Here is a 17,260-nt window from a genome sequence, read left to right as displayed (position 1 = left end):
ATAAGTGCAATTCAAAAACGCAAAACCTCGACCTCGGTCACGATGGCATCCAGTTGAAAATCGGTGGGTTCGGTCGGCACATGATCAACCTTCTGCACGCTATAGGCAAAGCCGACACCTTTGACAGGTTTAACCCTGTTCAACATTTCAAACGTGCGATCATAAAACCCGCCACCATAACCCAGACGATACCCGCGCCGATCAAAAGACAGCAGCGGCGTGATCAAAACATCGGGCAACAGAAATTCGCCCGCAGCCGGTACAGACGCGCCAAACGGGCCGTCGATCATGTCACACTCGGGGTGCCATTCCTGAAACAACAGCGGCGTGCCAGCGGCATTGATCACTGGCACACAGATGCGTTTGCCCTGACCGTGCAGGATTGTCATGGTTGCCAGCGGGCTAACCTCGGTGCGCATGGACATATAGGCGGAAATGATTTGCGCCTGCGGATACAGCGCCAATTGCCCGATCAGATTGTGATTTGCGGCCGCGTCCAACCCCGCACCATGGGCCTGCGCCCGCGCGGCAAAAGCTGCACTGCGGGCTTCGGCTTTTACTTTGGAAATCTGCATATGATCCCTCGCTTCCATTTTCCACCAATATCCCCGCCGGAGGCATCTGTACCTGCCAAAAGCGAAAACTAAGGGATGAAAAGCGGCGGGCCCACTAGACCGCAGGACGGCACAACCGTGGAGGTGTTTTTATTCCCGAGAGCCTGCATTAAACAGGTGGGCACCGGGTACGATAGACCAGGATCAGTCGCAGAGCCAGCTCCCTCAAGGAACTTATCGGCCACTGGAATAGAACCTCAGCACATGAAGGGCAGAACCCGCCTTCACACAATCTAGGTCACATCCCCGAAGGGGACAAGAGGTCGTTAAAAATAAAGGTGTTTTCCGATCCCGCCGCGCAGCCTCTTGACGAGATGTTCACGTATTGTTCATACTGGTGAGATGGAATCGCTCCCCTCTCTTCAGGCTGGTCAATTGATCGCCCGCGGCACCGCCCGCCACCTGCGCCAGCATGATTTCATCTGCATCGAAGAATTCGTCCCCGTGACAGGGTTGCGGGTGGATTTGATGGCGTTGGGGCCAAAATCAGAACTTTGGGTGATTGAATGCAAATCCAGCCGCGCGGATTTTTTGGCGGATTCCAAATGGCAGGGCTATCTGGAATGGTGCGACCGGTTTTTCTGGGCGGTTCCGCCTGATTTCCCGACAGAACTACTGCCCCCGGATACCGGCCTGATCATCGCAGACGCCTATGATGCTGAAATCATCCGCCCTGCGCCAGAAATGAAACTGGCCGCTGCGCGGCGCAAAAAGATGCTGTTGAAATTCGCGCGAAACGCAGGGGATCGCCTGCGCCGCTACGTGGATCCAAAACCGGAGCGGGTGTTTTTATAGCGTTAATTTCCACCTTTGAACCGATCAGGCGTTATCCCCTGCCAGTTTTCCGGAAAAGATACAGCCCCCCAGAAACGTGCCTTCCAGCGCGTTATAGCCGTGGTAGCCGCCGCCGCCGAAACCACAAACCTCGCCCGCGGCATAGATGCCCTCGATCACATTGCCCTGCCCGTCCAGCACCTGTGACTTCAGGTTGGTGTGCAAGCCGCCAAGGGATTTTCGCGTCAACACATTCAAGCGCACCGCGATCAACGGGCCTGCGCTTGGGTCCAGAATCTCATGGGGTTTGGCCGTGCGGATCAGCTTATCCCCCAGATAATTCCGCGCCCCGTGAATCGCCGTCACCTGCGCATCTTTGGTGAATTTATTGCCCATCTCCCGATCCCGCGCTTCGATTTGTTGGCGGATATGGGCGAGATCAAGCGGCGTTTCAGGGGTCAGTGCGTTCATCCCCGTGATCAGATCGTCCAGTGACTCGCGCACCACAAAATCCACGCCGTGCTTTTTGAACGCCTCAACAGGCCCGGTGGCCCCTTTGCCAAGCCGCGATTTCAGCACTTCGATCCACTTTCCCGAGGTGAAATCAGGGTTTTGTTCCGACCCTGACAGGGCGAATTCTTTTTCGATGATCTTTTGGGTCAGGATAAACCAGCTGTGTTCATGCCCCGTGGACAGAATTCGTTTCAACGTTCCAAGAGTGTCAAATCCGGGTAGAAACGGGGCCTCCATCCGGTTGCCGAGCGCATCGAACCAAAGGGAGGACGGGCCGGGCAAGATACGAATACCATGGTTTGGCCAGATCGGATTCCAGTTCTCTACGCCCTCGCAGTAATGCCACATGCGATCGGCGTTGATCACCCCTGCCCCCGCCTGTTCAGCCAGTTGTTGCATCTGTCCGTCCACATAATCAGGCACCCCTGCCACCATCTTTTTCGGCGCCGGGCCAAGGCGATCTGTTGGCCAATAGTGGCGCACCGTATCATGATCGCCGCCAATGCCCCCTGTGGTGATGATGATGCTGTCGCCCGAGGCCGTAAAATCCCCAATTCCCTTGCGAGATGTGGATTGCCCGCGCGGGGCATCGGTGGGTTCCAGCACATCGCCCGAAATGGTTTTCCCTTTTAAATCAATGCCTGTGACCTTGTGGCGAAAGGCAAATTCAATCTGGCCTGCATCGCTTGCGGCCAGACAGGCCTTTTCAAACGGGGCCACAACACCGGGTCCTGTGCCCCATGTCAGATGAAATCGCGGCACCGAATTGCCGTGACCATGGGCCTGCCCGCCGCCCCGTTCGGCCCAGCCCACAACAGGAAACCAGCGCATGCCCAGACTGTGCAGCCACGGGCGCATTTCGCCTGCGGCGAAATCCAGATAAGCTTCGGCAAAGGCTTTGGGGTTGGCGTCCTCTGGGCGGTCGAATTGGGCTGATCCGTACCAGTCCTGGCAGGCCAAGGCACGGGTGTCTTTGATCTTCATCCGCCGCTGTTCGGGCGTGTCCACCATGAACAACCCCCCCAGTGACCAAAACGCCTGCCCGCCAATGGATTGCGCACCTTCCTGATCGAGGATCAGAACCTTGCGCCCCCGCGCCGCCGCCTGACTTGCGGCAACCAGTCCTGCCAAACCGCTGCCAATTACAATCACATCTGTCTGATAGGTTTTGCCCATAATCGTCCTCCGCTGATGGGCAAGCCTAGAACAGCGTCGCACAGGAAGGAAGAAAAACTAAAATGACGCAGCGCGATAGGAAAACGGGCCGCTACACTATAAACTGAATGTCATCGACCAGCGTGTTCAGATCACTGACGCCTTTCAGCACCAATTGGTCCGTGCCAAAAGTAAAGGTCGTGTCCGATCCCACCACTGTGGCGTGATCGTCCAGCACCTGTTGCGCGGTTTTTGTGCCAATCCACAGGTCCACATCCAAGCGCAGCTTTTCATTGGTCAAAAGGTTGAAATCCGTGATCACATCCGCGCCTGAACCGACGGTGAATTCAAACACATCAACACCGCCCTGCCCTTTTAAGGTGTCGTTGCCCGTTCCGCCTTCCAAAACATCACGTCCACGTCCCCCTTTCAAGACATCCGCGCCAGAGCCGCCGCCCAAGCTGTCGTCACCGCTGCCGCCAGACAGGGTGTCCGCCCCGCCGCCGCCATCCAGTTCATCCTTGCCGGCGCTGCCAAGCAATTGATCCCGACCACCACCGCCTGCCAGACTGTCATTACCGCCGCCGCCCACCAGTGAATCGGCCCCCGCTCCGCCAGTCAAAACATCTTTACCGCCGCCCCCGAACAAAGCGTCATTGCCTTCCTCCCCAGCAATATCATCCCGTCCGGCCCCGCCATAGATGCTGTCGTCACCAAAACTGCCATACAGCTGATCATTGCCGTTTGCCCCATACAAGCGGTCATCAGAAAACCCGCCGTAGACAAAATCAAAGCCAGCGCCGGCAAAAATAACATCTTTTCCGCTGCCACCTTCCAGCGTGTCAGATCCTTTTCCACCCGCTATGGTATCTTTTCCCAGCCAGCCGCCAAGGAAATCCCCGCTGCCCGTGCCCTGCATCGTATCATTCCCGCTGGTGCCAAGGGTCGATACATCCAGCCGTTGCAGATACACCCCATTGCCCGAGCCGTCCTGATTGACGGACTGCCATGTGACAACCAGTTGCCCGTCCTGCGTCACCGCAACTTTGGCGTCAAACTGGGCGTTGGTGGTATGTGTATTGACGGGGTATTCCACCTGCATGGGCGGCCCGACGGGGGTGCCATCCTCTGCGTGGCGCACAATTCGAACATCCAATGCGCTGCTGTTGCCCGTGACAAAGGCGGTGATGAATCCCCCTTGGGGCAGCGCGTGTACTTCGGGAAAATTTTGCGTGCCATTGGTCAGACTGTGTACGGGGCCGGTTGTCACCGTTGTGCCATCCGCCTCAAGCACGCGGTAGTGGATGTCATTGTTGAAATTGCCCGGACTGACCCAAACCACACCATAGCGGTTGTCTGACAGTGCCAGCAATTTGAACCCCATGTTGGTCTGTCCGCCGATTCCGTCTGTAATATGGGTCAAGGTTGCTGGAATTTCCGCACCCGTGTTCAGATAGGTTTTGGCGTAAACCTCTTGGCCGACAAAATAGGCAACCACAAAGCCGCCGTCTGAAAGGGCTTCTATTTGGGGCTGGGTTTCTGGCGTGCCAACTGCATCTGACACCAGAATATCGCTGCCAACCAAAGTGGAAGTGTTCGAAAAGTTGCGAAGATAGATACCTTGTTCACTGATCGCGCCCACTTGGCCCTGACTTTGAAACACGGTGAAAACCGTGCCGCTGTTCAATTCGGCGGTATCCGCAGTGCGCTGCCCCCAATCAGTGGCGTCATTGATGCGGATTTCGGTCCATTCCTTGGTGCCGTTAAAACTGAACCGCTGGCCAAACACGCCGATGCTAGAGCCTCCGGGCGCTGCGTCATTTGACTCCCATGTTATGAAAAAGTCCTGTGATCCGAATTTTTCGATCCGAAAGTTATTGGCGGATACGGTTTCGTTGATCTGAAACTCCCCCGCAGGCGAGGTGCCGTCTGCTTCGACAATCCGATACCAGATGTCGCCAGAGTTTTGCCAGACAACCATCGCCCGCCCGTTGTCCAGCGCGACCACCTGCGGGTTGGTCTGATCCCCCGCTGTGGTGACATTCATCTGCAAATCCGCTGACAGGTATTGCCCATCTGGGGATAATATTCTGGAAAACACCCCCAACCCTGACCCGTCCTGAAGGTTGGATTCATAGGTTACCAGGATATTGCCGTTGCTGAGAATCGTAACTTCGGCGTCTTGTTGATGGGACGTTATCTCGGCATTAACCAAAGTCTCATTTCCCAGATCGACAAAACTTCGGATGTATCCCCGTTGAGCAGGATATGCAGGCATGACTTCAATCCTTTGCTAAACAATACTTCAAAAGTGCCGTAAAAAGGCGGAAATATCAATGTTTTTGGCAATACTCGGTACTTGCAGCCATTGGCTGCCTCTGCAAATGGTGATTTTCCAGTCTTTTCAATCCCCTGTCCGGAACGAGAAACAGCGGCCCGAGAGCCGCTGTTCTGTGCACTTTCTATCTGGATATTCGGGCTATCTGGATATTTCGGTAATCAGATCACCACCACATCCAGTGGAGGGAAACCGTTGAAGCCGATACTGGCATAGGTCGATGTGTAAGCCCCGCAGTTGCGGATCATAAAGCGATCACCTGATTTCAAACCCAAAGGCAGGTTTACAGGGCGTTTTTCGTACAGAACGTCGGCGCTGTCACAGCTTGGACCTGCCAGAATGCAAGGGCCGGTGTCGTCGCCGTCGCGGTCTGTGATGAACTGATAGCGGATTGCTTCGTCCATGGTTTCGGCCAGACCCGAGAATTTACCAATGTCGAGGTACACCCAGCGGTACATGTCATTGTCCGATTTGCGTGACACCAGAACCACTTCGGCTGCGATCATGCCTGCATTGGCCACCAAACCCCGACCCGGTTCCGCCATGATATGGGGAACGTCGCCGAAACGGGCGCGGATCAGGTCGATCACGCGGGCCGCATAGGGTGTGGCTGCTTCGATTTCTTCGCCGTAAAAGGCCGGAAAACCGCCGCCAATATTGAGCAAGGTCAAGTCGAACCCTTGGGCGCGTGCCATGTGCCAGATGCCTGCGATTTGGTCCAGCGTTGCTGTCCACATTTCCGCACGGCGGGTTTGGGACCCAACGTGGAAGGAAAAGCCAACAGGGACCAGACCCAGATCGCGGGCATAGCCCAGCAAGAACAAGGCTTTGTCACGGGCGCAGCCGAATTTGCGCGACAGGGGCCAGTCGGCCTCGGAGGCGTCAACAATCAGGCGGATGTAAACCTGTACACCCGGTGCATGCGCTGCGATTTTGTCCAGTTCTTCTTCGGCGTCTGCTGCAAACAATGTGATGCCAGCGCCATAAGCAAAGGCAATGTCGGCGGCCTTTTTCACTGTGTTGCCAAAGGAAATCCGTGACGGAGCAGCCCCGTGGGACAGGCACATTTCGATTTCAGCGCGGGACGCTGCATCAAAGCCGGACCCAAGCTGCACCAGCCGCGCCAGAATGGCGTCATGCGGGTTTGCTTTGACAGCATAGTGAATATGCGCGTGGCCCAGACCTGCGGACAATGCGTGGTATTGGGCTTCGACTTGGTCGATATCCAGAACCAAAGTCGGGCGATCAAACCGCGCTGTGCGCAGGAAGGTTTCCAAGCGCAATTGGCGGTGAACAGAGGGTACTATTACAGGGTTAGCGACCGCGAAGTCGGCGACAAAAGCATTCATGATGCATCTCCACTAGAACCGGCCATCTATGGCCGCTCATTTCCAAAGGAGACGTTACCGTCGCTACATAACCGTGCGGTTAGACCATCGTGCCAGAGGCGCGTGCGTTGGCGTCTTAAAGCCGCATATGGGGCAGAACGTTGAGTCGTGCAATATACTTTCTGCACCCAATTGAAAAAAATTTTATGGCGGGATTCTTTTGCCGATTTTTGGAGTCATGCCCTGTTTATGCGTGGCCCAGTTTATGCGCGGGCCTAAACGATTGCGAAATCCTTAACGCTGATGTCAGACTCGGTTAATCCCTGCAACAGAAGGGTTTCACCACCGTCAAATGAAAACTCAAAACCGTCACCAGTTTCCGCGCCGAATTGTTTCAGGACTTGGGCTTTGTTCAGGCCGTCCCCCCACAGGTCGGCATCCAAGCGCAGTTTGTCTTGGTCGGATTTAAAATCGGTGATTGTGTCACTGCCAAAGGCTTCGCGGAAAACAAACACATCTGCGCCGTTCCCCCCTGTCAAGCGATCGGCACCAGCTTCGCCAGCCAGTGTATCCTTGCCTTTACCGCCGCTCAATCGGTCAGCGCCTGCGCCGCCAAACATCCGGTCCGATCCGTTTTGTCCCAACAATACATCCCGACTTTGACCGCCAAACAAGGCATCATCGCCCTGTCCGCCTTCGATCCTGTCCTTGCCAGACAGGCCGAATAATTTGTCATTTCCATCGCGCCCGAACAGATCGTTGGCCCCAACTGCGTCCCGCAGGTGGTCCGCCGTTTGGGTGCCATAAAGTGCACCGTCAAAGGTGCGGGCCACATAATCAAACCCGTCCTGATTGTCATTCAGATGCGCCCAGGCAATTGCGATGCCCCCATCCGACAGGCCCGTGGCAACAGGCGCGCCGTCAAAGGTGTTATTGTTGGTGCTGATCTGTTTTTGCCCTTCAATCGGGGCGCCATCCGCATCAAAGCGGCGGGCATAGGTGTGAACGATCGGATCGTTGCCCACGGCCGATTGCCAGACCACCACAAAACCGCCATCAGCCGTTGCCGCAATCGCAGGCACAGCCTGATTGTGCTGCGTCAGTGTATTGACTGAAATCTCTGTGCTGGCAAAACTGCCGTCATCGTTCAATAGCCGCACGAATATGCCGCCCTCGTCACCGTCCTGGCCGTCACTGCGCCACGCAATGGCCAGACGGCCATCGGACAGCACGGCAACCACAGGATCGGCTTGTGAGTCGTATGAATAGATGTTGACCCGAAACTCGCCAGTTTCTGGCAGACCCTTGTTTGAATAAATCCGCGCCATTACCCCGTAGAACGACCCGTCTACATTGCGCGATTCCCAAGTCACAAGCGTGCGCCCGCCCGACAGTTCCACCAATTGCCCCTGTTTTTGCGAACTTTCAGTGGTTTGATTTACCTGTAGTTCACCTGTTTCAAGCCGTCCCTTGGCCGACACTGTACGGTAGATTACTTCATGCAGGGAATTGCGCCCGTAACTGTCATAGGCAATGGCAAAACCACCGTCCGACAAAGCCAGCAGTTCAGAGGCGTTGTCGCTGGCGTCCGTGTTGCCTGAAATGGTAAGTGTCTTTTGGGTCTGCGTGCCTGCGGCGTTCAGGTATTCCACCCGCACATCCGCCTGTGAAATTTCCGTATTATCTTGATACGAAACAACAATATCCCCATCTGACAAAATCGCCACAGCAGGGCGTTTGGTGTCATCTTGCGCGGTGGCACCGATCAAACGGGCATTTGACAGGAATTTTCCTTTGCCGTTCAGAACATCCAGATAAACATTGCTATCACTGCCATTGGTATCTTCCCAGACAAAGGCAAACCCGCCCTTGTTTGTGGCAGTCATATCTATCGACACAGAATAGGGGGAATGGCTGCTGCCAAGGGCGATCAGTTTGCTGGTTTTTATAAAGCTGCTCATATGCGGTAACCCTTTTAAATGTCACGGCTTTCTGGCCGCCCCCCGACCGCCAGATACAAAAACGCTGCCCTAATGCGTATCGGGACAGCGTTAAAGTTTTGGTATCTGGCCAAATTACATGGTGCGTTCGACCATCATCTTTTTGATTTCACCGATAGCTTTGGCAGGGTTCAACCCTTTGGGGCAGGTCTGCGCGCAGTTCATGATGGTGTGGCAACGGTACAGTTTGAACGGGTCATGCAGATCGTCCAAACGCTCACCTGTGGCTTCGTCACGGCTGTCGATAATCCAGCGGTAAGCATGCAACAAAGCGGCTGGTCCAAGGTATTTTTCACTGTTCCACCAATAGCTTGGGCAGGATGCGGAACAAGAGGCGCACATCACGCATTCATACAGACCATCCAGTTTCTTGCGATCCTCGATCGACTGGCGCCACTCTTTTTGTGGGCGGTTGGTCTTGGTTTCAAGCCAGGGCATGATGCTGGCGTGCTGGGCGTAGAAATGGGTCAGGTCGGGGATCAAATCCTTAACCACAGGCATGTGGGGCAGCGGATAGATTTTCACATCGCCCTTTACTTCATCCAGACCATAGATACAGGCCAGCGTGTTGATGCCGCCCACATTCATGGCGCAAGACCCGCAGATGCCTTCGCGGCAGGACCGACGGAAGGTCAGCGTGGGGTCAATTTCGTTTTTGATCTTGATCAGCGCGTCCAGAATCATCGGGCCACAGGTGTCCATATCCAGATGATAGGTATCCACCCGCGGGTTTTCCCCTGTGTCGGGGTTCCAGCGGTAGATCTTGAACGCGCGGACGTTGGTCGCGCCCTCCGGTTTTGGCCATGTTTTACCAACGGTCATACGGGAGTTCTTGGGAAGGGTGAGTTCTACCATTTTATGCGTCTTCCTAACTGCGCGTTCGATCTTCGAATGCTTGTAGCTGTCTTAACATTGTGGCTGGGAAGAGTTCCAGTCAATCTCGGGTTTCGTGTTGCGTCTGTCTATCGTAGCGGTGTGGCCCCCCTGCCCTAGCCATAAGCTGGCAGGTCGGGGAGGGTCTGGGGATTCTGCCCCGCATTGGCGCGGAAACAGCGTTTGTAAAAATCGTTCACATAAAACTGCGAGGGCAGTTCTGCCTGCAAGCCGACTTGAATAGTGCCACTGGCATCGGGGATCATCAGCGGCCGGTTGGCGTAGCTGTTGGCCTGCGCGATGCAGTGGGTTTGGGCATCAACCAGCGACATACGGGGGGCTGTGGTCTGTGACACGGGCACACAGGCCATCATCACAGGCGCTAGCGCCATCACAATCGTCGTTACAGTCAATGCCGCGCCCTGTTTCATTTCAGCACATTGCGCAGCACTGTGGGTAGAGGATCGCGGTACTCTACCGGGCTTTGGGGGTATTGATGGGCATAGGCCCAGACACAGGCGCGGTAATCGGATTGAACGCGATAGGGTGGGGGTTCATCCCCGTACAGGCCAAAAGGTTTACGGCCAAATATGATCGCCCGCTCGGTGCAGATATCAATGGCCTGATCCAGCGTTTTCTGCGGGCTGCGCCCTGCTGATGCGGCCCCTGCGCATAAGGTTGCTGCCATCAGGCAGCCAATCAGTGTCTTTTTCATCTTCTGTCCTTTCCCGGTCAGAAACCGCCTAGTCCCGCACCACGATGCCAATGGACGCCGACCCGGACAAGCGAATGCCTGTGGGGGTCTTTACACTTGGTGGATACTGGCCTGATTTGGCATAAACGCAGGTGCGGTAGTGACGGTTCAACTTGTATTGTGACGGGGTATTCGCCGCCCCGTCCGCAAGCTGGCGGCTGTAGCGCAGGGATTGCGTGTCACATTGTGCCATGGCCGCCGACAGAGGAATTCTCTGACGGGCGTTGGCGCCTTCAGCAAAGCCAAGCGTCAGGCAAAGCCCCGCAACCACCCCGTTCAGACAAGAATTGAACCTGTTCACACCAGCCTCCTAGTACACCCGTTTTTTGGGTGCGATCCGTTTAAGATCAATGCCGCCGTCTTTTTCAGCCGTCAGCGGATCAAGATGCACATCACGGTAGGACAGTTTCACTTTATTTCCAGTGACCCGCGCCAAAGTATGCTTGCGCCATGTTTTATCATCCCGCTCGGGATAATCTTCATGGGCATGGGCACCACGGCTTTCCTTACGTGCTTCGGCACCAACAATGGTAGCCAAAGCGTTCGGCATCAGGTTGTCCAGTTCCAGCGTTTCCATCAGATCTGAATTCCAGATCAACGAACGATCCGTGACTTTGATGTCATCCATCTTCGCCGCCACAGCCGTCATTTTCTCAACGCCTTCTGCCAGCGTTTTATCGGTGCGGAACACAGCCGCATCTGCCTGCATGGTTTTTTGCATTTCCAGACGCAATTCCGCTGTCGGGATCGACCCGCTGGCATTGCGCATGGCATCGAACCGGTCCATCGCCTTTTCAACCGAGGCCATGTTCAGTGCCGGGTTGCTGGCTTTGGGGTCGATAATCTCACCCGCTTTGATCGCCGCAGCACGGCCAAAGACCACAAGGTCGATCAAGCTGTTAGAACCAAGGCGGTTCGCCCCGTGAACCGATGCGCACCCTGCTTCGCCCACAGCCATCAGACCCGGGAAGATTTTATCGTGGTTACGGCTGGTCGGATCAAGCACTTCGCCCCAATAGTTGGTCGGAATGCCGCCCATGTTGTAGTGCACGGTTGGCAGAACAGGGATCGGTTCTTTGGTCAGGTCAACACCCGCAAAGATGCGTGCGCTTTCGGAAATACCGGGCAGACGCTCGGCCAGTGCTTCGGGTGGCAGGTGGTTCAGGTGCAGGTGAATGTGATCCCCGTCTTTCCCGATCCCACGCCCCTCGCGGATTTCCATCGTCATACAGCGGGATACAACATCACGGCTGGCAAGGTCTTTATAGGTCGGCGCATAGCGTTCCATAAAGCGTTCGCCTTCAGAGTTGGTCAGATAGCCGCCCTCCCCCCGTGCGCCTTCGGTGATCAGACAGCCAGAGCCGTAAATACCGGTGGGGTGGAACTGCACGAATTCCATATCCTGCAATGGCAAACCCTGACGGGCCACCATGCCACCACCGTCACCTGTGCAGGTGTGGGCTGATGTGGCGCTGAAATAAGCACGGCCATAACCGCCCGTGGCCAAAACAACCATCTTGGCATTAAAGCGGTGGATGGTGCCGTCGTCCAGTTTCCAAGCCAGCAAACCCTGACATGTGCCGTCTTCGGCCATGATCAGATCCAGCGCGAAATATTCGATGAAGAATTCCGCGTTGTTTTTCAAGGATTGGCCATAAAGCGTGTGCAAAATGGCGTGGCCTGTGCGGTCTGCAGCAGCACAGGTGCGCTGAACCGGTGGGCCTTCGCCAAATTCGGTGGTGTGGCCGCCGAAAGGCCGTTGATAGATTTTACCCTCTTCGGTGCGCGAGAAAGGCACACCGTAATGGTCCAGCTCATACACAGCTTTGGGGGCTTCACGGGCGAGGTATTCCATCGCATCCGTATCACCCAACCAGTCAGACCCTTTAACAGTGTCATACAAATGCCACTGCCAGTTATCAGGCCCCATGTTGGACAGGGACGCCGCAATGCCGCCCTGTGCCGCAACCGTGTGGGAACGGGTTGGGAAAACTTTGGTTACACAGGCGGTTTTTAGCCCCTGTTCAGCCATGCCAAGCGTGGCACGCAGGCCAGCGCCACCAGCGCCAACAACAACAACATCATAAGTGTGATCTACATATTCATAAGCGGACATTAGTTTGGTCTCCGATCAGCCGGCAAAGGCGATTTTGGCAACAGCAAAGGCACCAGCGGCCCCAAAGAAGTAACAGATCAAGCGCGTGGACACCAAAGTGATCGCCAGCAGCGCTTTACCGTGGACGTAATCCAGAACGATTTCTTTCAGCCCGTCGGCCAGGTGTTTAAACGCCACCAGAAAGAACAGGATCACCACAACGGCCTTAAACGGGTTTTGAAAGGCGGCCACTACAGTAGCGTGATCCTCGCCGATCAGCGGAGCGACGAAGCACAGGAACAGAATGGACAAAGGGATCAGCGCAACAGAGAGCACACGGCCCGAAAACCATTCGTGAACACCCTCATTGGCGGTTCCCAGACCGATAACACGGCCAAGATCAGTTTTATATGACATGTTCTTCGTCCCTTAAATGATGCAGATCAGGCTGATGAGCGTCAGCACAAAGCTGCCAATCAGAACAACCCATCCGGTCATATTGACGGTTTTCAACTCGTAGCCGATGCCGAAATCCATCACCAGATGGCGCAGCCCGCCAAGGAAGTGGAACCACAAAGCCCAGAGCGACCCCACAAGGATCAGCAATCCCAGCCAAGAGGTCAGATAACCGTTCACCGTATCAAAATACGCCGGTCCCGAGGCCGCAGCCATCAGCCACCAGACGATCAAAATAGCCGCCAGCACCATTCCGGCACCTGCAATCCGGTTCATGATCGAAACGAACATGGTGATGGTTACACGGTAAATAGATAAATGTGGAGATAGCGGGCGATTGCCTCGATTCACGTCTGCCATAAGGCACCTCTTGATCAGCTTGCTGTGGCGTTGTTAGCAAAGAATTACAGGAAGTCATAGAGAAGGTGTGAATTATTTGCCGCTCTAGCCCCCTCAAATGTCGTGTTTTTTACGATCTCTCCCGAATTTGTGATCACGAAAATATTGGTGTGATCACAAATCCAGAGACTCACCGCGCCAAACCACACACCCCTGCGCAAATCAAAAAGCGTCGGAAGCCTTCGGCGAGGATATTTTAAGAAAATGGAGGCCAATCGGGGCTTTGACACGCCCGACGGGCCTCTTTTTGGGATAAATATCCAAATCCGGACAGCCCCACAAAACGGGCCGCGTCGGATCAGGAAGGCATCAAAGCCCAATAGTCCAGATCCAGCAGCACATCGGGGCAGTATTTCCCATCAGCGTTGCGCAGGTCCATATCCGCGCTGTCGCCTTTGGTGGCCACCAGACGCAAGCGGATTGCGGTGACGCCTTTAGCAGAGGTTTCGGCTTTGTCCAGAACTTCGGACCAGGCGCGGATTGTATCGCCTGACAGACAGGGGTTTGCATGGGCCCCTGCGTTGATGCCTGCGATCATCTGCGCATTGGCAAGGCCGTTGAACGACAGGGCGCGGGCCATAGAAATCACATGGCCTCCGTAAATCAGGCGCGTGCCATCTGGACGGGCCGAAGTATCGAAATGCACCTTGGCCGTATTCTGCCACAGACGGGTGGCGATCATATGTTCGGCTTCTTCAATTGTGACGCCGTCCACGTGGTTGATCTTTTCACCAATGGCATAATCCGCCGCGCGGTGGGCTTCGCCTGCCAGTGCGAAGTCGTAGCTGCTGAAATTCAGCCCCTCTGGTATCGCCAGATCAGCGGGGTCGATCACAGCAGCCAGATCGGGGATCACGGTTTCAGGGGCTGCTGCATCCAGATTCTGTTTGCGCACCATGACCCAGCGTTTGTAGTCGATCACCACATCATCATGCTGGTTGAAGCCTTTGGAATGGACCCAGACCACACCGCTTTTGCCGTTAGAGTTCTGTTTCAACCCGATCACCTGCGACGTGGTACGCAATGTATCCCCTGTGTAGACAGGTTTCAGGAAACGCCCTTCGGCATAGCCCAGATTGGCCAGCGCGTTCAACGAGACGTCCGGCACGGTTTTGCCAAACACCACGTGAAATGCTGCCAGATCATCCAGTGGTGAGGCAGGCAAGCCGCTGGCACGGGCGAATTCATCGGATGAATAGAGCGCGTGGCGCGCGGGATAAAGCGCGTGGTACAGCGCCCGCTCCCCGCCAGAAACGGTGCGTGGCACCGCATGCTGGATGGTTTCGCCTACGGTATAATCTTCGAAAAAGCGGCCTGCGTTGGTTTTGATCATGGTTAGGCTTGTCCCAGTTTCATATCGGGGGAGTATTCGCCCTCGGCTTCTTTGGTGACAGCTTGTGCGCAGCGCATCACGCCGTTTGCACCGTCAAAGGCGTAAGAAGGCGATCCGTGCAGCGACCAGCCTTTGGACAAAGCCTCGGTCACGCGGTGGCAGAATTGCGAGGTGTCATCCTCGGTGATCAGACGGTAAACAATCATGCGTAAGTTCCTAAAAACGGGTTATGGCCCAGCGCAATGTGGATGCCGGTGATGATGGCGTAAAGCACAAGCGCGATGACAAACAGGCGGATGTCGCCTTTGATCGGGCCCGGTGCAGGGCGGGTCCAGTTGGGTTCTGCGCGGTTGATCAGCAGGATTTCCAGAACCGCCCAAGCGGCCATTGCGCCGAACAGCACCACAGAGGCAAAATCGCCGTTTACTAACAGATGTGCAAAGGCCCACAGGATCACGCCCAGCAGCATCGGGTGGCGGAACCAGCTGCGCATTTTGCCTTTGGACGACCCTGCCCCCAGCAGCATGACCGAAATCAGCATCAGCAGGTTGTTCAGATGCCCCATGCCCGCCATCGGCGCATAAACAGGGTCATAGGGTTCGGCGCGGTAGCCGATCACCATCAGCACAATTGACACAACCAGCAGCAGCGCGATCACGCCTTTTGCAGGCCCCGTCCCCAAGGTGCTGTCCAATGCGGCGCGCAGGCCCGGTGCGACCCGTTTCAGGATATGGACAAGGATCCAAATAGCGATGCCGATATAGAGAAGTGTCATTGCTGGTGTTCCTTAGGTTTCACTGGCTGCGATTGCATCCGCTTTGGCCAACAAAGCCTGCGCGGTGACGATATGGAGATTCTCTACAATCTTGCCATCCAGCACTGCAATGCCTTTTCCGTCAGACTCAGCCTGTTCGAATGCGGCCATTTGACGTTTGGCCAGTTCGATTTCCGCATCCGAGGGGCGATAGGCGGTGTTTGTCGGGGCCAGTTGATCGGGGTGCAGCAGGGATTTTCCGTCAAACCCCAACAAACGACCGTGATCCAGTTCGACCTGCAAACCTTCGACATCGCGAAACGCATTATAGACGCCGTCAATGCAGATTAGCCCATAGGCTTTGGCCGCAAGCAAACACAGCCCGATGGAAGTGTGCAATGCGGTGCGAGCAGGATCGGTCTGTGCGCCCAAGTCCTTAATCAGATCGTTAGACCCCAACACCATCCCCGCCATACGGGGGGCGGCGGCAATTTCACGGGCGTTCAGCATGGCCAGCGGGGTTTCCATCATCGCCCAGATTTTTGTGTGGGCGCAATTTGCATCCTCGTCCAGAATCGCCGCCAGTTTTTCGATATCCGCAGCAGAATACACTTTGGGTAGCAGGATCGCATCTGGCGCGCTGGCCATGATCACGGCCAGATCATCCATTGCCCATTCGGTTTCAAACCCGTTGATCCGCACCATAAGCGCGCGGCTGCCGTAATCCAGATCCCGCAGAGCATCGGCAACAAAGCCCCGTGCCTCGGCTTTGGTATCAGGGGCAACGGCGTCTTCGAGGTCAAAGATAATCCCGTCGGTGGGTAAACCTTGGGCCTTTTCCAACGCGCGGGTCTTGGACCCTGGAATATACAACACTGAACGATAAGGGCGATTTGAGAGGTCCATCGGCGGGCTCCGGAAATTAGGGACGGTCTGTTTGCGCGTCAGGATCAACCACAAACGTCGCCCCAGCGCAACGGGCTTGCGCAACAATGCGACCGAATGCCTATGTTTTGCGCAGTTTTATTGCGCGACGCCCCCGAAAACCCCGTAGCAGAGCGGCCTGTTAACCATTCTTTTCCTCTTTGGTGCCAGTCTTTGATCACACAAACACAGGGGGGACGGGCCGGCCGGTTGGCCGCCAGTTCATGGATCGGAAGCAGTCCTGTGATCACAAACGTTCGGGCCGTGGGCGCAAATCCTTTGGGAAAAGGCCGGTTTCGCCACCCCCGTCCAAATGACGGAGAAGAAAGATGCAAAGAGTCCTTTTTGCCCTGTCCCTGGGCTTTCTCGGGGTGATCATGGCCCATCAGGCCGCTCATGCGCAGCAAGCAAACTGCGCCAGCCGCACCCAAGTGGTAGAGCGGTTGGAGACCAAATACGGTGAAACCCGCCGGTCTGTCGGGTTGGCGGCAAATAACGGTGTAGTGGAAATGTATGCCAGCGCGGAAAGCGGGACCTGGACAATTGTTATCACCTTGCCCAATGGCATGACCTGCCTTGTGGCCGCTGGAAACGCCTTTGAACACATAGAGGACGCGGCTTTGAAACGCGGAGAAAAGGCCTAAGACTTTAGGCTCCTCCCCTCCTTTTGGATTTGCAAACCGCAGCACCCAATCAGGGTGCTGCGGTTTTTGACTTGGAGGTCAGTGCACACACATGGCGCGAACAATACGCTGAAATTCGAATCAAAATGTATACCACGGCATGCCGGACGGGCGCTATTCCCGAGCTGAATGCAAAGCAAAGGCAGTAAAATATAATCCTTTTAAGACAGATGCTTACACAACATCCCCGCGCCTGACGCTCGTATGGTTTCATAAATGCTCCTTGCTCTGACCAGCCAATGGCGGTAGCACACGGGCAAGTTTCAC

18 protein-coding genes are annotated in these 17,260 nt (G+C 55.5%); 2 read left to right on the top strand and 16 right to left on the bottom strand.

Annotated elements, in window-relative coordinates; genetic code table 11:
• Positions 1-11: 11 nt before the first annotated feature.
• On the bottom strand, positions 12-575 hold the full coding sequence (locus tag GGE09_RS09650; protein ID WP_309745907.1) for a 5-formyltetrahydrofolate cyclo-ligase: 564 nt from the start codon (positions 573-575) through the stop codon (positions 12-14).
• A 381-nt stretch (positions 576-956) separates the two neighbouring features.
• Between GGE09_RS09650 and GGE09_RS09645 the strand changes: the two genes are divergently transcribed.
• The gene (locus GGE09_RS09645) at positions 957-1,409 is read left to right on the top strand and encodes an MmcB family DNA repair protein (RefSeq protein ID WP_309745906.1); all 453 of its coding nucleotides are present in this window, start codon (positions 957-959) and stop codon (positions 1,407-1,409) included.
• A 24-nt stretch (positions 1,410-1,433) separates the two neighbouring features.
• On the opposite strand, the gene GGE09_RS09640 is transcribed toward GGE09_RS09645, so the two are convergent.
• The 15 genes from GGE09_RS09640 to GGE09_RS09570 form a co-directional block, all read right to left on the bottom strand.
• On the bottom strand, positions 1,434-3,077 hold the full coding sequence (locus GGE09_RS09640) for an FAD-binding dehydrogenase (protein ID WP_309745905.1): 1,644 nt from the start codon (positions 3,075-3,077) through the stop codon (positions 1,434-1,436).
• Between the two features lie 91 nt (positions 3,078-3,168).
• A complete protein-coding gene (locus GGE09_RS09635; protein ID WP_309745904.1) occupies positions 3,169-5,334 on the bottom strand; it encodes a calcium-binding protein in 2,166 nt (721 codons plus the stop codon).
• A 221-nt stretch (positions 5,335-5,555) separates the two neighbouring features.
• A complete protein-coding gene (locus GGE09_RS09630) occupies positions 5,556-6,743 on the bottom strand; it encodes a type III PLP-dependent enzyme (protein WP_309745903.1) in 1,188 nt (395 codons plus the stop codon).
• A gap of 254 nt (positions 6,744-6,997) precedes the next feature.
• The gene (locus tag GGE09_RS09625; RefSeq protein WP_309745902.1) at positions 6,998-8,683 is read right to left on the bottom strand and encodes a calcium-binding protein; all 1,686 of its coding nucleotides are present in this window, start codon (positions 8,681-8,683) and stop codon (positions 6,998-7,000) included.
• Between the two features lie 114 nt (positions 8,684-8,797).
• Complete coding sequence (locus tag GGE09_RS09620) at positions 8,798-9,577, bottom strand: succinate dehydrogenase iron-sulfur subunit (RefSeq protein ID WP_309745901.1); 780 nt, start codon at positions 9,575-9,577, stop codon at positions 8,798-8,800.
• 134 nt (positions 9,578-9,711) lie between these two features.
• On the bottom strand, positions 9,712-10,026 hold the full coding sequence (locus tag GGE09_RS09615) for a hypothetical protein (RefSeq protein ID WP_309745900.1): 315 nt from the start codon (positions 10,024-10,026) through the stop codon (positions 9,712-9,714).
• Positions 10,023-10,310 carry a hypothetical protein gene (locus tag GGE09_RS09610; protein WP_309745899.1) on the bottom strand — a complete coding sequence of 96 codons (288 nt, stop codon included), beginning with the start codon at positions 10,308-10,310 and terminating at the stop codon, positions 10,023-10,025. The genes GGE09_RS09615 and GGE09_RS09610 overlap by 4 nt, the downstream gene beginning before the upstream one ends.
• A gap of 28 nt (positions 10,311-10,338) precedes the next feature.
• On the bottom strand, positions 10,339-10,650 hold the full coding sequence (locus GGE09_RS09605) for a hypothetical protein (RefSeq protein WP_309745898.1): 312 nt from the start codon (positions 10,648-10,650) through the stop codon (positions 10,339-10,341).
• Positions 10,651-10,659: 9 nt separating this feature from the next.
• Positions 10,660-12,465, bottom strand: a complete 1,806-nt coding sequence (gene sdhA / locus GGE09_RS09600) for a succinate dehydrogenase flavoprotein subunit (RefSeq protein ID WP_309745897.1) — start codon at positions 12,463-12,465, stop codon at positions 10,660-10,662.
• A gap of 15 nt (positions 12,466-12,480) precedes the next feature.
• Complete coding sequence (sdhD, locus tag GGE09_RS09595; RefSeq protein WP_309745896.1) at positions 12,481-12,861, bottom strand: succinate dehydrogenase, hydrophobic membrane anchor protein; 381 nt, start codon at positions 12,859-12,861, stop codon at positions 12,481-12,483.
• Between the two features lie 12 nt (positions 12,862-12,873).
• A complete protein-coding gene (gene sdhC / locus GGE09_RS09590) occupies positions 12,874-13,260 on the bottom strand; it encodes a succinate dehydrogenase, cytochrome b556 subunit (protein ID WP_309745895.1) in 387 nt (128 codons plus the stop codon).
• 337 nt (positions 13,261-13,597) lie between these two features.
• A complete protein-coding gene (locus tag GGE09_RS09585) occupies positions 13,598-14,632 on the bottom strand; it encodes a MaoC family dehydratase (RefSeq protein WP_309745894.1) in 1,035 nt (344 codons plus the stop codon).
• Positions 14,633-14,634: 2 nt separating this feature from the next.
• A complete protein-coding gene (locus tag GGE09_RS09580) occupies positions 14,635-14,838 on the bottom strand; it encodes a DUF1737 domain-containing protein (RefSeq protein ID WP_309745893.1) in 204 nt (67 codons plus the stop codon).
• Entirely contained in the window at positions 14,835-15,407 is a 573-nt protein-coding gene (locus GGE09_RS09575) for an NnrU family protein (RefSeq protein WP_309745892.1), read from the bottom strand. The genes GGE09_RS09580 and GGE09_RS09575 overlap by 4 nt, the downstream gene beginning before the upstream one ends.
• 12 nt (positions 15,408-15,419) lie before the next feature.
• Entirely contained in the window at positions 15,420-16,292 is an 873-nt protein-coding gene (locus tag GGE09_RS09570; protein ID WP_309745891.1) for a CoA ester lyase, read from the bottom strand.
• Between the two features lie 347 nt (positions 16,293-16,639).
• On the opposite strand from GGE09_RS09570, the gene GGE09_RS09565 reads away from it, so the two are divergent.
• Positions 16,640-16,954 carry a hypothetical protein gene (locus tag GGE09_RS09565; protein WP_309745890.1) on the top strand — a complete coding sequence of 105 codons (315 nt, stop codon included), beginning with the start codon at positions 16,640-16,642 and terminating at the stop codon, positions 16,952-16,954.
• Positions 16,955-17,260: the final 306 nt, after the last annotated feature.

It is taken from the genome of Roseobacter sp. N2S, from assembly GCF_031454055.1.
Lineage (GTDB): Bacteria > Pseudomonadota > Alphaproteobacteria > Rhodobacterales > Rhodobacteraceae > Amylibacter.
Note: the sequence above shows the minus strand (reverse complement) of the source record. Positions and strands in the feature narration are given on the sequence as shown.

Excerpts from the sequence above, each read along its gene's own strand:
- GGE09_RS09620 (WP_309745901.1), bottom strand. The coding sequence starts at position 9,577 with ATGGTAGAACTCACCCTTCCCAAGAACTCCCGTATGACCGTTGGTAAA.
- GGE09_RS09565 (WP_309745890.1), top strand. The coding sequence starts at position 16,640 with ATGCAAAGAGTCCTTTTTGCCCTGTCCCTGGGCTTTCTCGGGGTGATC.
- GGE09_RS09585 (WP_309745894.1), bottom strand. The coding sequence starts at position 14,632 with ATGATCAAAACCAACGCAGGCCGCTTTTTCGAAGATTATACCGTAGGC.
- sdhC (WP_309745895.1), bottom strand. The coding sequence starts at position 13,260 with ATGGCAGACGTGAATCGAGGCAATCGCCCGCTATCTCCACATTTATCT.
- GGE09_RS09630 (WP_309745903.1), bottom strand. The coding sequence starts at position 6,743 with ATGAATGCTTTTGTCGCCGACTTCGCGGTCGCTAACCCTGTAATAGTA.
- GGE09_RS09615 (WP_309745900.1), bottom strand. The coding sequence starts at position 10,026 with ATGAAACAGGGCGCGGCATTGACTGTAACGACGATTGTGATGGCGCTA.
- GGE09_RS09640 (WP_309745905.1), bottom strand. The coding sequence starts at position 3,077 with ATGGGCAAAACCTATCAGACAGATGTGATTGTAATTGGCAGCGGTTTG.
- GGE09_RS09645 (WP_309745906.1), top strand. The coding sequence starts at position 957 with ATGGAATCGCTCCCCTCTCTTCAGGCTGGTCAATTGATCGCCCGCGGC.
- GGE09_RS09635 (WP_309745904.1), bottom strand. The coding sequence starts at position 5,334 with ATGCCTGCATATCCTGCTCAACGGGGATACATCCGAAGTTTTGTCGAT.
- GGE09_RS09610 (WP_309745899.1), bottom strand. The coding sequence starts at position 10,310 with ATGAAAAAGACACTGATTGGCTGCCTGATGGCAGCAACCTTATGCGCA.
- sdhD (WP_309745896.1), bottom strand. The coding sequence starts at position 12,861 with ATGTCATATAAAACTGATCTTGGCCGTGTTATCGGTCTGGGAACCGCC.
- GGE09_RS09650 (WP_309745907.1), bottom strand. The coding sequence starts at position 575 with ATGCAGATTTCCAAAGTAAAAGCCGAAGCCCGCAGTGCAGCTTTTGCC.
- GGE09_RS09580 (WP_309745893.1), bottom strand. The coding sequence starts at position 14,838 with ATGATTGTTTACCGTCTGATCACCGAGGATGACACCTCGCAATTCTGC.
- GGE09_RS09570 (WP_309745891.1), bottom strand. The coding sequence starts at position 16,292 with ATGGACCTCTCAAATCGCCCTTATCGTTCAGTGTTGTATATTCCAGGG.
- sdhA (WP_309745897.1), bottom strand. The coding sequence starts at position 12,465 with ATGTCCGCTTATGAATATGTAGATCACACTTATGATGTTGTTGTTGTT.
- GGE09_RS09625 (WP_309745902.1), bottom strand. The coding sequence starts at position 8,683 with ATGAGCAGCTTTATAAAAACCAGCAAACTGATCGCCCTTGGCAGCAGC.
- GGE09_RS09575 (WP_309745892.1), bottom strand. The coding sequence starts at position 15,407 with ATGACACTTCTCTATATCGGCATCGCTATTTGGATCCTTGTCCATATC.